11 protein-coding genes are annotated in these 12,215 nt (G+C 55.1%); 7 read left to right on the top strand and 4 right to left on the bottom strand.

All coding sequences use genetic code 11. From position 1 onward, the window contains the following. The coding region (locus ACILQA_RS01650; protein ID WP_395628117.1) for an LOG family protein at positions 1-377 on the top strand (377 nt) is incomplete at its 5' end. A gap of 10 nt (positions 378-387) precedes the next feature. Here ACILQA_RS01650 and ACILQA_RS01645 read toward each other — a convergent pair. Next, the gene (locus tag ACILQA_RS01645) at positions 388-1,023 is read right to left on the bottom strand and encodes a c-type cytochrome (RefSeq protein WP_395628116.1); all 636 of its coding nucleotides are present in this window, start codon (positions 1,021-1,023) and stop codon (positions 388-390) included. 146 nt (positions 1,024-1,169) lie between these two features. Here ACILQA_RS01645 and ACILQA_RS01640 point away from each other — a divergent pair, with 146 nt between their 5' ends. Together ACILQA_RS01640 and ACILQA_RS01635 are read left to right on the top strand one after the other, a co-directional pair. Next, on the top strand, positions 1,170-2,063 hold the full coding sequence (locus ACILQA_RS01640) for a prephenate dehydratase (protein ID WP_395628115.1): 894 nt from the start codon (positions 1,170-1,172) through the stop codon (positions 2,061-2,063). 158 nt (positions 2,064-2,221) lie between these two features. Further along, a complete protein-coding gene (locus ACILQA_RS01635; RefSeq protein ID WP_395628114.1) occupies positions 2,222-2,476 on the top strand; it encodes a DUF2171 domain-containing protein in 255 nt (84 codons plus the stop codon). A 20-nt stretch (positions 2,477-2,496) separates the two neighbouring features. Here the strand turns inward: ACILQA_RS01635 and polA are convergent, their stop codons facing one another. Further along, on the bottom strand, positions 2,497-5,313 hold the full coding sequence (polA, locus tag ACILQA_RS01630) for a DNA polymerase I (RefSeq protein ID WP_395628113.1): 2,817 nt from the start codon (positions 5,311-5,313) through the stop codon (positions 2,497-2,499). A 90-nt stretch (positions 5,314-5,403) separates the two neighbouring features. Next, a complete protein-coding gene (locus tag ACILQA_RS01625) occupies positions 5,404-6,306 on the bottom strand; it encodes a DMT family transporter (protein WP_395628112.1) in 903 nt (300 codons plus the stop codon). Positions 6,307-6,450: 144 nt separating this feature from the next. Between ACILQA_RS01625 and ACILQA_RS01620 the strand changes: the two genes are divergently transcribed. Continuing rightward, entirely contained in the window at positions 6,451-7,983 is a 1,533-nt protein-coding gene (locus tag ACILQA_RS01620; RefSeq protein WP_395628111.1) for a CpaF family protein, read from the top strand. 246 nt (positions 7,984-8,229) lie between these two features. On the opposite strand, the gene ACILQA_RS01615 is transcribed toward ACILQA_RS01620, so the two are convergent. Next, positions 8,230-9,045: a carbon-nitrogen hydrolase family protein gene (locus ACILQA_RS01615; protein ID WP_395628119.1), complete on the bottom strand. Its 816-nt coding sequence runs from the start codon at positions 9,043-9,045 to the stop codon at positions 8,230-8,232. A gap of 183 nt (positions 9,046-9,228) precedes the next feature. Between ACILQA_RS01615 and galE the strand changes: the two genes are divergently transcribed. The 3 genes from galE to hslU are packed head-to-tail and all read left to right on the top strand — an operon-like array spanning position 9,229 to position 12,192. Continuing rightward, positions 9,229-10,233 carry a UDP-glucose 4-epimerase GalE gene (gene galE, locus ACILQA_RS01610; protein WP_395628110.1) on the top strand — a complete coding sequence of 335 codons (1,005 nt, stop codon included), beginning with the start codon at positions 9,229-9,231 and terminating at the stop codon, positions 10,231-10,233. 43 nt (positions 10,234-10,276) lie between these two features. Further along, the gene (hslV, locus tag ACILQA_RS01605; protein ID WP_395628109.1) at positions 10,277-10,843 is read left to right on the top strand and encodes an ATP-dependent protease subunit HslV; all 567 of its coding nucleotides are present in this window, start codon (positions 10,277-10,279) and stop codon (positions 10,841-10,843) included. 47 nt (positions 10,844-10,890) lie between these two features. After that, a complete protein-coding gene (gene hslU / locus ACILQA_RS01600) occupies positions 10,891-12,192 on the top strand; it encodes an ATP-dependent protease ATPase subunit HslU (protein ID WP_395628108.1) in 1,302 nt (433 codons plus the stop codon). Positions 12,193-12,215: the final 23 nt, after the last annotated feature.

Genomic DNA, 12,215 nt, shown 5'->3' with positions numbered 1-12,215 from the left:
CCGTTGGCCTCAATATCGTGCTTCCGCATGAGCAGGCGCCAAATCTGTTTGTGACGCCGCGATTGAGTTTCCAGTTCCACTATTTCGCGTTGCGCAAAATGCACTTCTTGCTGCGTGCACGTGCCGTCGCGGTGTTCCCCGGTGGCTTTGGAACGTTCGACGAATTTTTCGAACTGCTCACGCTTGTCCAAACCGGCAAGATCAAAAAGATGCCGATCCTGCTCTTTGGTCGCGAATTCTGGAACCGTGTTGTGAACTTTGAGGAGCTTATGCTCGAGGGCGTCATCAGCCCACGTGATCTGGAACTTTTCCAGTTTGTAGAAACCGCAGAAGAAGCATGGAATGCTATCTGCGATTTCTACGAAGTCTCAAACTGACTTAAACTGATTACTTTGCTGCAGGTGCAGGTGCAGGCGCTGCAGGCGCTGCGGCATCAGCCGCTGGCGCAGCAGCAGCTTCACCAGTTGCGGCATCAGCAGCAGGTGCTGCGGCGTCGGCTGCTGGTGGCGGTGGCAACGGCAGGTTTGAGCCCTGCGCATTGAGATACGCGATCAAATTTGCGCGTTCTTCGGGGTTACCCAAGCCAGCAAAAGTCATCTTCGTGCCGGGCGCATATTTCTTAGGGTTGGCAAGCCATTTGTCCATGCCTTCGAAGTCCCAGTTGCCGGGAATGCTTTTCAGCGCATCCGAATAGGAAAAGCCTGCAACATGGCCGTGCGGTTTACCCATCGAGGCCCAAAGATTTGGACCAATTCCATTGGCGCCACCTTGCGCAATGGTGTGGCAAGCTGCGCATTTTTTGAAAACCGCTTCGCCCTTTGCAACATCAGCAGTGGCAAGCAATGTTGCAATCGGCACAGCAGCGGCACCACCGGATTCGCCGCCAGCTTCCGCTACAACCGCGAAACCTTCTTTTTCAGGCGCTTTACCATGGAAGTACATGCCCGAGACGATGCTTAGTCCGAGCGCGACGATGCCGCCTGCCAAAACCCAGCCTGCAATTGTGTTACTACGATCATCCATTGGTTATCAGCCCTGAAATGCGGTTTTAAGCCGGCGTCGGTCTGACGTCCGGATTCTCAGGCCCCTCTAATAGTGTCAGTAAGGCCGTGCAAGTGTCCAATTCCAGACTTGCCGGATAAGTTTGGCTATCCTATCGCGATGGCCATATGAACAGTTACCCCGCACCCGCACTCGCTCTTGTCAGAACCATGACTTTAGCTGCGCATGAACAGCCTGCAAAAGCGATTGCCTTTCAAGGTGCGCCCGGCGCAAATTCCCATCTTGCCGCGTTGGAATATGATGCGGATTGCTTGCCCCTGCCCTGTTTCTCGTTCGAAGATGCCATTGACGCCGTCAAAGAAGGATCGGCAGCGCGGGCGATTATTCCGATTGAGAATTCACTGCACGGCCGCGTGGCGGACATCCATTTTCTTCTGCCGGAATCTGGGCTCAGCATCATCGCCGAACATTTCATGCCGATCCGCCATTGCCTGATGGCGAAATCCGCCGATGCGGAATTGAAAACAGCCATGAGCCACCCGCAGGCACTTGGCCAATGCCGCCATTATCTGCGTTCGCATGGCATTATTCCGGTCGCTTATGCAGACACGGCCGCTGCGGCTGCTTTTGTTGCCGCCAATGATGACACGTCGGCTGCTGCCATAGCGCCGCCAATCGCCGCTGAGCTGTACGGCTTGGTCCCGATCAACGACGGTGTTCAGGATGATGCGAGCAATACGACGCGATTTGTCGTGTTGTCGCGTGAACCCGTTAACAACACCGGGGCGACGGGCACATTAATGACGACGCTCATCTTTGAAGTGAAGAACGTCCCTGCAGCCCTGTACAAAGCGATGGGCGGCTTTGCGACCAATGGCGTCAATATGACGAAGCTGGAAAGCTATCAAAACGGCGCAAGCTTTGCCGCGACCGAATTCTTCGCGGATATTGAAGGCGCGCCGGGTGACCCGGCCGTTGACCGCGCGCTGGATGAGCTGCGCTTTCATTGCAACTCGGTCCGCTTGCTCGGCACATATGTGCAAACCCGCAATCGCGGCTGAACGGGCCTGAACGTCCAGCCCGTCGCTGGTGTCACCGTCATTTCATCCAGCAGACGCTGATTGAATCTCTGTTCGTGCCGGAATGATGCGGGTCGCGTGTAACCGGAACCCAAAACTGCTTTCGCGCGTTAGCTTAGCTCAATCAAAAGGAGTTACGCATGGCCGACCTATCGCAGATCAAAGAACATGCAGAAGTTATCGGGGCCGATGGCGTCCATGTTGGCACTGTCGACGGCATTGATGGCAACCGCATCAAGCTGACCAAGACAGATTCAGGCCAGGGCAGCCATAAAGGGCACCATCATTATATCGATGGCGGATTGGTGGCCACGGTCGAAGACGGCACAGTCCGGTTGTCGGCAAATGCCGACGTTGCCGTCACTTTTGAGCAAGAGGAAGACGACAAAAGCTGAAGGCACAGGGCGGCGGCGTCTTAGTGCGCCGCGCCCCAGCTTGGCCCTGTCCCGATTTCGATACCGAGCGGGACGGTGAGCTTTACCAACGGTTCGGCCGCGCCTGCCATGATAGCCCGGATGACGTCGCTTGCCGCGGCGACATCAGCCTCGGGCAGTTCGAACACAAGTTCGTCATGCACCTGAAGCAACATCCTCACATGGCCTAAGCCAGCGGCTTTCAACGCCGGCCCCATTTGCACCATCGCACGCTTAATGATGTCAGCGCTTGTCCCCTGAATCGGCGCATTGATGGCAGCGCGCTCACTGCCCTGCCGTTCTGCCTGGTTGGGCGACGATATGCGCGGAAACCATGTTTTCCGCCCGAACAATGTTGTCGAGTGCCCGCATTCGCGGACCGTGGCCATCGTCTCCTGAATATAATTCGAAATGCCTGGGAAACGTTGGAAATAGGCGTCGATAAGCGCCTGCGCTTCGTCGGCGGTCGATTCCAAACGCTTTGAAAGACCCCATCGGGAAATGCCATATAGAATGGAAAAGTTGATCGTCTTGGCACGGCCACGCGTGTCGCGGTTTACTTCGCCGAACAGTTCCAATGCCGTGCGCGCGTGAATGTCTTCGCCCTTTTCAAAGGCATCGCGCAACGGCTCTACATCCGCGAAATGCGCCGCGAGCCGAAGCTCGATCTGGCTATAGTCGGCCGACAGGATCACATTGCCGGGTTCGGCGACAAAAGCGTCACGGATCTGGCGACCGGTTTCGGTACGAATGGGAATATTTTGCAAGTTCGGATCGGTCGATGACAGCCGCCCCGTTTGCGCGCCAACCAGGCTATAGCTTGTGTGCACGCGGCCGGTTTTGGGATCAATCTGCTGCTGCAGGCTGTCGGTATAGGTTGATTTCAGCTTCGCCAGTTGCCGCCAATCGAGAACCTTGCGTGCGATGTCGATGCCCTGCCCCGCCAGATCTTCCAGCACGGTCACATCGGTCGAATATTGCCCGGACTTGCCCTTTTTGCCGCCCTTATAGCCCATTTTTCCAAACAGGATTTCGCCCAGCTGCTGTGGGCTACCGATCGTAAACGGCTGTCCGGCAAGGCCATGAATTTCCTTTTCAAGCAATTCCATTTGCGCCGCGAATTCGGATGACAATCGCGCCAGCACCGTCCGGTCGACTTTAATGCCTAAGCATTCCATCTGCGACAGGACTGGCACGAGTGGGCGGTCCACCAGTTCATAGACGCTGGTCGCCTTTTCAGGGCTCATCCGTAACTTTAGGTGGTGCCACAACCGCAGGGTTACATCAGCATCTTCCGCCGCATAACAGGTCGCATCAGACAGCGGTACTGCGGCAAACCCAATCTGGCTTTTGCCCGTTCCCGTGACGCTTTTATAAGAGATGCATTCATGCCCCAAATGCGTTTTGGCGAGCTCATCCATGCCATGCAGTTGACGACCTGCATCCAAGGCAAAGCTCATGACCATCGTGTCATCGTAGGGCGTTATGTGCACATCATGCCGCGCCAATACCGACATGTCATATTTCAGATTCTGGCCAATTTTCAGCACGCTTGGATCGCTAAGCAGTGGGCGCAACCGTTGCAAAGCTATGTTCATTTCTATCTGAATAGGCTTTTCCGCGAACATATCTGTGCCGCCATGTGCCAACGGGACATAACATGCCTCCCCCGGTGCGACCGCTAGGCTGAAGCCCACAAGATTGGCGCTCGCGGCTTGCAAGCTGTCTGTTTCGGTGTCGAAACCCAACGTCCCTGTTTCACGGGCGCGGGAAATCCAATGGTCCAGCCGAGCAACATCCGTGACGCATTCATATGTCGACACATCAATTTTGGGCATGGCGGGCGGCAAAGCGGCTGTCCCCGCTGTGGGCGCGGTTACGGGCGCGTCACCCTTGCTCGCTGCCTTAGGGTTGCCGGCAATCGCCTTATTGGCAGCAGCGGTATTTGCGACGTGTCCGATACGCTTCAAAAGCGAGTTGAACCCGTGATGCTCCAAAAATGCGGCGAGTGGCTCTTCGGGAATCGCCCCCAACGTCATGTCTTCAATCGCGATGGGCAGCGGGCAGTCGTCTTTCAAAGTCACCAGCACTTTCGACAGACGCGCCTTTTCCGCATGCTCAATCAAATTATCGCGCATTTTGGAGGGCTTCATCGAAGGCGCGGCGGCCAAGACACTTTCGAGGTCACCGAATTCTTGAATAAGCTTCGTCGCGGTCTTTGGCCCGACGCCGGGGACACCGGGCACATTGTCGACGCTATCGCCCATCAGCGCCAGCACATCGCCAACTCTGTCGGGTTCAACACCAAATTTTTCGTATACTTCCTCGGCGCGAATGCGTTCGTTTTTCATCGTGTCGAACATGTCGATAGATGGTTCCACCAACTGCATTAGGTCCTTGTCGCTGCTGACGATGGTGACATGCCAGCCGGCGGCGCAAGCGGCGCGCGCATAGCTTGCGATCATATCGTCGGCCTCGACATCATCCTCTTCGACCAACGGCAAAGAAAACGCCCGTGTCGCATCCCGGATCATCGGGAATTGTGGTCTTAAATCCTCCGGTGGGTCGGGCCTGTGCGCCTTATATTGGTCATAGATACGGTTGCGGAATGACTGGCTCGATTTATCGAGGACAACAGCCATATGTGTTGGACCATCCGCTTGATTGAGGTCGTCCGCCAGCTTCCACAGCATGGTCGTATAGCCATATACCGCGCCAACAGGTTCGCCATGTTTATTGGTGAGCGGGGGCAGCCGGTGATAGGCCCGGAAAATATAGGCGGAGCCATCGACGAGATAGAGATGCTTTTGGTCTGACATGGCCGAGCGATAGCAGCCCGTTTTGGCCAAGTCTTTTCCTAATTTGCAGAGACGCTATTGGCACCCATATTGCAGGCGATTGCGGTGGAACTATGCGCGCGACTTGCGCCACAACAGAAGGCCGCTGGCGATAATGATCGCGGACCCGGCAAGCGATGTCATGTCTGGCCAATCGCCAAAAACCAATATGCCGAGCGCGAGTGCCATCAACAACTGGACATATGTCATCGGCGCGATTTCTGCGGCCGACGCGCGGGTCGTTGCCATAAAAATCAGCCAGTGCGCAAAGCTTGCGGTGACCGCAACGACCGCACAGCGCGCCACGATGGTCCAGTCCGGCATGCCTATGTGCAATGTCGGAACGCCCGAAAAATGACCCAAAATCGCTGCGGTCAGGATGAATGGCACCGCAAGCGACGCGACCAGAAATTGCATCAAAATCGGTGTCCCTGCGCCAGCGACGGCGCGATTACCAATCATCAAAAGCGCCATCGACATGGCCGCTGCGAGCGGCAACAAAGCAACCCAACCCAGTTCGGCAACATTGGGCCGCATGATGAGTAGAACGCCGCCAAACGCAATAAATGTCGCCATCCATTTGGTCACATTCGTCCGTTCGTGCAGAAAAATAGCACTCAAGACCGCCGTGATCATCGGGCTTGTAAAACCAATTGCCGTAGCCTCAGCCAAGGGCATGACGAAGATCGACAAAAAGAAACAGATGGTTGCCATGGCCACGGCAAATCCGCGCAGGATCTGAATTTTGGGCATGGGCAAAGCAAATCCCTGCCTGCCTTCCTTGATGTACAACAAGGTGCCCAAGCCCAGCGCACCGATCGAATAGCGCAGCGCCGCCACGGCAGTACCGGGCCAGGCACCGGCAATCGATTTGATGACCGCATCGCCCAATGACAACAGAGCAAAGCCGCAAACGGCATATAAAAGACCCGATCGGGCCGACGATGCAGGCACTGGATTTCCCTCGATTACCATGCCCCCCTTAAAAGTGTTTGCCGGGAATGCAAAGCGGCAGAAATCTTTGTCGGGCAACCCAATAAAAGCAAACTGTTACCGATTTATTTACCATTTGTCGGTAGCCAGAAATCCTTAGTCCATAGAATATCGGAGCGGGATGACGTGAGCGCATTTGGGAAAAAACCGGGTTTGTCTTTAGGGCGCTCATCATTTGGCGTGGCGCGCCCCATGACCGGCGGTGGGCCCTCGATTGCGCAACAGCCAGATGACGCGCCAACGACGGGCGGTGGCGAACAATTTCCACCCATTGAATCGGCAAATTTAACCGGCGGCAATAACGGCGGGCCACAAACCGCCATGCAGGAAGCCATGTCGCGCTTGTCAGACCGCGCAAACAACGCGGCACCAGTCGATGAAGGGCCCCAAGGCTTTGAAGCTTCGGTACACAAAATCAAAGAACAGGTTCTCCCGCGCCTATTGGAGCGTGTGGACCCCGAAGCGGCGGCATCGCTGAATAAAGAAGAGCTGACCGAAGAGTTCCGCCCGATCATTCTTGAAGTGCTGGCCGAACTCAAGCTGACGCTGAACCGCCGCGAACAATTTGCTTTGGAAAAAGTGCTCGTCGACGAACTGCTCGGCTTCGGTCCGCTTGAAGAGCTGCTCAGCGATCCGGACATTACCGATATCATGGTCAATGGCCCGTTGCAGACCTATATCGAAAAAAAGGGAAAGCTGCAGATTGCGCCGATCCAGTTTCGTGACGAAGAGCATTTGTTCCAGATCGCACAGCGCATCGTGAACCAAGTCGGTCGCCGCGTTGACCAGACCACACCTTTGGCTGACGCCCGATTGAAAGACGGTAGCCGCGTGAACGTCATTGTTCCCCCGTTATCACTGCGCGGCACAGCCATTTCCATTCGTAAATTTTCCGAAAAGCCAATCACAATCGACATGTTGAAGGGCTTTGGTTCGATGAGCGAACCTATGGCAACGGCATTGAAGATTGCTGGGGCAAGCCGGATGAATATCGTCATTTCAGGCGGTACGGGTTCCGGCAAAACGACAATGCTGAACGCTTTGTCCAAAATGATTGACCCAGGTGAGCGCGTTTTGACGATTGAAGATGCTGCCGAACTTCGGCTTCAACAGCCGCATTGGCTCCCGCTTGAAACGCGCCCTCCGAACTTGGAAGGTGATGGCGCTATTACCATCGGTGACCTTGTGAAGAACGCGCTGCGTATGCGCCCTGACCGGATCATCTTGGGCGAAATTCGTGGAGCGGAGTGTTTCGACCTCCTCGCCGCAATGAACACCGGTCATGATGGATCCATGTGTACGCTCCACGCCAACAACCCGCGCGAATGCTTGGGTCGTATGGAAAATATGATCATGATGGGCGACATCAAAATACCCAAAGAAGCCATTTCGCGCCAAATTGCGGAATCGGTCGACCTTATCGTTCAGGTGAAGCGTCTGCGCGATGGTTCACGTCGCACCACCCAGATTACCGAGGTAATCGGGATGGAAGGCGACGTCATTGTCACGCAGGATCTGTTTAAATTTGAATATCGCGATGAAGATTCTGACGGCAAAATCCACGGAGAGTGGGTCGCGGGTGGCGTTCGTCCCTATACGCTGGAAAAGGCACGGCAGTTCGGATTTGACCAGCCATTCCTTGAGGCGTGCCTCGGCTAGGGTCAGGACCTAAAGCCCTTTAATCGCCAACGCCGCGGCCAATACAGTCATCAGCACGGAAAATACTGTAATGCCGGTCCAGGGCATTATACCGACTTGATCAAGTTTTGTCCGTTTATGGCGCCGCCGGTCCGCAACACTGCTAATCAGCACCAGTAATGCCGACGCCGCGGACAAAGCTGTCCAAAAATGGTCTTGCCAATTCATCAGGGTAAAGCTGCTCATTCCGAAATGCTCGCGGTCATTCTATTCACAAAATCTAGGCTCAGCGATTGCGCGGCGGTTTTGATGCACGGGAATTTGCTGCCGAACTTCCGCGATCTTATCAAGATTCAAATCAACAAAAGCGAGTCCGGGGGTGGTTCCCATATCAAGGACGACCTCTCCCCAAGGATCGACCACAAGAGAATGGCCGTACGTCTCACGGCCATCTTCATGTGCCCCGCATTGCGCTGCTGCAATCACAAAACATTCGCTTTCAATCGCCCGTGCCCGAAGCAACGCGTGCCAGTGCGCCACGCCTGTGGGCACTGTAAATGCCGACGGCAGTGTGATGATATCGACGCCCGCTTTTGCATAAGCGCTGAACAAGTCTGGAAAACGCATATCGTAACAAACCGCTAGCCCCATTCGTCCCAATGGCGTGTCCACGATTACGGGGTTTTCCCCGCCGACATAGGCAGAAGACTCGCGCCAACTTTCGCCGGATTTCAAATCCACATCAAACAAATGGATTTTATCATAGCGCGCGATAATTTCGCCATTGGCCGAGATGACGATGCTGCGGTTTGCGAGTTGTGGTCCGGCACCATGCACAACCGGAATAGATCCCAAGTGAACCCATATCTTATTGCGAGATGCAACTTCAGCGATCCGCCCAATCGATTCGGTCTGCGCCTCTTCACATATGTACAACCGCGCTTCGTCACGCCTTCGGTTAATCATTATCGACATTTCGGGCGCAAAATACATGACGGCCCCGCCGAGCGCAGCCGCTTCGATCGCCCCGATCATCTCAGAAACGTTCGTCGCTGGCAAAACACCGCTCGTCATCTGGTGCACCGCTACGCGCAAGGAATACCGCCGTTACCGCAACCAACCGCAACATGATTTTGAAGAAACATGGCCATCCAAAATGGTTCGCAGTATTGAATGAAAAATGCAACAGTCCGGAAAATAGAGACACATTAACGAATAGCACGGACTCCGGGCGTGTCGGCAATAGCAATAACGGGAAATGCGACCATGGTACAAAAGCTCAACGTCTTGGTGACTGGAGGCGCTGGATATATTGGCAGCCACGCCGTGCTCGCTTTAATCGACGCGGGTCATCGCCCTATTGTTATCGATAATCTGGTAACTGGCTTCCGTTGGGCCGTGGCTGAAGACGCCGGATTCTTCCATGGAGACATCAGCGATTCAGAGCTGGTCGAAAGCATCATTCGTGATGAACATATCGACGCGATCATGCACTTTGCGGGATCGGTGGTTGTGCCGGAATCTGTTGAGAACCCGCTAAAATATTACAACAACAACACTGCCAAAAGCCGCAGTTTGATTGAGACGGCCGTTTCATCCGGCGTCAAACATATGATTTTTTCGTCGACCGCGGCCACATATGGCATCCCCGAAACCAGCCCGGTGCGCGAAGATATGGCGACCAAACCCATCAATCCGTACGGAACATCGAAATTGATGACTGAAATGATGCTGCGCGATGTCGCGGCGGCACATGATTTCAACTATTGCGCGCTGCGTTACTTCAATGTCGCAGGCGCAGATCCACTTGCGCGCACAGGCCAGTCCACTGTCGGCGCGACACATTTGCTAAAAATCGCGGTTGAGGCTGCCCTCGGCAAGCGGGAAAGCGTGAGCGTTTTCGGCACTGACTATGCGACCGAAGACGGGACTGGCGTTCGCGATTACATCCATGTCAGCGACCTTGCTGCGGCGCACGTCATCGCGCTTGAGGCACTTATCGCGGATCCCGCGCGCAGCCACACGCTCAATTGCGGATACGGCCATGGCTATTCGGTGATGCAGGTCCTTGATGCTGTCGACCGCGTGACCAACAAGAAATTGGACCGCAAAATGGAAGGTCGACGCGCTGGAGATCCTGACTCGCTGATTTCTGACAATAAAGCGATCAAGGATCGCTTTGGATGGGAACCGCGCTACGACAATCTGGACCAAATCGTTCAACACGCGCTCGCATGGGAACGCCGCCTGACAGATATTCAAAGCGCCTAAGCCCTCTCTTGCGCTTTGGCGTCAATCGACCCATATCCAAAAAATGGAAAATCACTCTCACGGAAATCCGTCCACTTGGTACGGCACCACCATATTGTCTGTGCGCAAAAACGGCAAAGTCGTCATCGCTGGTGATGGCCAAGTCTCCATGGGTCAAACGGTCATGAAGCCCAATGCCAAGAAGGTCCGTCAGCTGCATGACGGATCCGTCATTGGTGGCTTTGCCGGCGCGACCGCCGATGCGTTCACACTGTTTGAACGACTTGAGCGCAAGCTGGAGCAGCATCGCGGTCAATTGATGCGCGCTGCGGTGGAATTGGCCAAAGATTGGCGCACCGACAAATATCTGCGCAATTTGGAAGCGATGATGATTGTCGCTGACAAAGACGTGACATTGATCCTCACTGGCAATGGCGATGTGCTTGAACCCAATGATGGCATCGCTGCGATTGGGTCTGGCGGCAATTACGCATTGTCAGCGGCACGGGCGCTGGCGGATTATGAGGCAGATGCCGAAAAAATGGCACGTCACGCCATGAAAATCGCTGCTGAAATCTGCGTGTACACCAACGATCAACTGACCGTTGAGACGTTGGATAGCGCCGCATAACCTGCGCGTCACTTGAACGGTTCCAGCAACTTCCCATCTAGGCAGTAATGAAAAACGCTCTCACACCTAAAGCCATTGTGGCTGCTCTTGACGAACATATTATTGGCCAGGCCGACGCGAAACGTGCGGTCGCGGTGGCGCTGCGCAATCGCTGGCGCCGCCAGCGTCTCGGCGCGGATTTACGCGATGAAGTGACGCCAAAAAACATCCTGATGATTGGCCCCACGGGCTGCGGCAAGACCGAAATTTCGCGCCGTCTCGCCAAGCTTGCGGATGCACCGTTTATCAAGGTCGAAGCGACCAAGTTCACCGAAGTTGGCTATGTTGGTCGAGACGTTGAGCAGATCGCCCGTGACCTAGCTGAAGAGGCCGTCCGTCTTGAGAAAGAACGCCGCCGCGAACATGTGCGTGAGGCCGCCGAAGCCGCCGCGATGGAACGCATTCTGAAGCCGTTGGCGGGCGATACTGCGAGCGAAGCCACGCGCGAAGCATTTCGCCAGCGCATTCGTGATCGCCACATGGACGATGTCGAAATCGAGATTGAAGTATCTGACAGCCCAACCACGCCGATGGAAATTCCAGGCCTGGGCGGCAATGTCGGCATGATCAACCTTGGCGAAATGATGGGCAAAGCCTTTGGCAAAGACAATCTGAAACGCCGCAAAATGAAGGTCCCCGACGCTTGGAACAAGCTGGTCGAGGAAGAATCCGAAAAGCGTCTTGACCAAGACGACGTCAACCGCGCAGCTTTGGCGGACGCGGAAGCCAATGGAATCGTCTTTCTGGACGAGATCGACAAGATTGCCGTGTCGGATGTGCGCGGAGGATCCGTTAGCCGTGAAGGCGTCCAGCGCGACCTGCTGCCATTGATCGAAGGCACGACAGTGGCGACCAAATATGGCCCCATGAAAACCGACCATGTGCTGTTTATCGCATCAGGCGCGTTCCACATTTCAAAGCCTAGCGACATGCTGCCTGAACTACAGGGCCGTCTGCCCATCCGTGTTGAGTTGCGCGCATTGGAACATGCCGATTTCGTCCGTATCCTTTCGGAAACCCGCGCCAATTTGCCGCAGCAATATACGGCGTTACTGGCGACTGAAGAAGTCACGCTCGAGTTTAGCGATGATGCGATTGATGCCATCGCGCGCATTGCGGTGGACGTGAATTCGACCGTTGAAAATATCGGTGCACGGCGGCTGCAAACGGTTATGGAAAAGCTGCTGGAAGATATCAGCTTCGATGCCGAAGACCGCAAGGGTGACGTAATCGTGATCGACGCGGACTATGTGCACAAGCAGCTATCGGGCATCGCAAAAGACACTGACTTGTCGAAATATGTGCTTTGACGCTCTCTGCCTAAGCGGATTGT

It is taken from the genome of Sphingorhabdus sp., from assembly GCF_044239005.1.
GTDB lineage: Bacteria > Pseudomonadota > Alphaproteobacteria > Sphingomonadales > Sphingomonadaceae > Sphingorhabdus_B.
The sequence above is the reverse complement of the archived record's forward strand: the minus strand, read 5'-3'. Positions and strand labels throughout refer to the sequence as shown.

Coding starts and splice junctions, on each gene's coding strand:
- ACILQA_RS01635 (WP_395628114.1), top strand. CDS start 2,222: ATGGCCGACCTATCGCAGATCAAAGAACATGCAGAAGTTATCGGGGCC.
- hslU (WP_395628108.1), top strand. CDS start 10,891: ATGAAAAACGCTCTCACACCTAAAGCCATTGTGGCTGCTCTTGACGAA.
- ACILQA_RS01625 (WP_395628112.1), bottom strand. CDS start 6,306: ATGGTAATCGAGGGAAATCCAGTGCCTGCATCGTCGGCCCGATCGGGT.
- ACILQA_RS01640 (WP_395628115.1), top strand. CDS start 1,170: ATGAACAGTTACCCCGCACCCGCACTCGCTCTTGTCAGAACCATGACT.
- galE (WP_395628110.1), top strand. CDS start 9,229: ATGGTACAAAAGCTCAACGTCTTGGTGACTGGAGGCGCTGGATATATT.
- polA (WP_395628113.1), bottom strand. CDS start 5,313: ATGTCAGACCAAAAGCATCTCTATCTCGTCGATGGCTCCGCCTATATT.
- ACILQA_RS01645 (WP_395628116.1), bottom strand. CDS start 1,023: ATGGATGATCGTAGTAACACAATTGCAGGCTGGGTTTTGGCAGGCGGC.
- hslV (WP_395628109.1), top strand. CDS start 10,277: ATGGAAAATCACTCTCACGGAAATCCGTCCACTTGGTACGGCACCACC.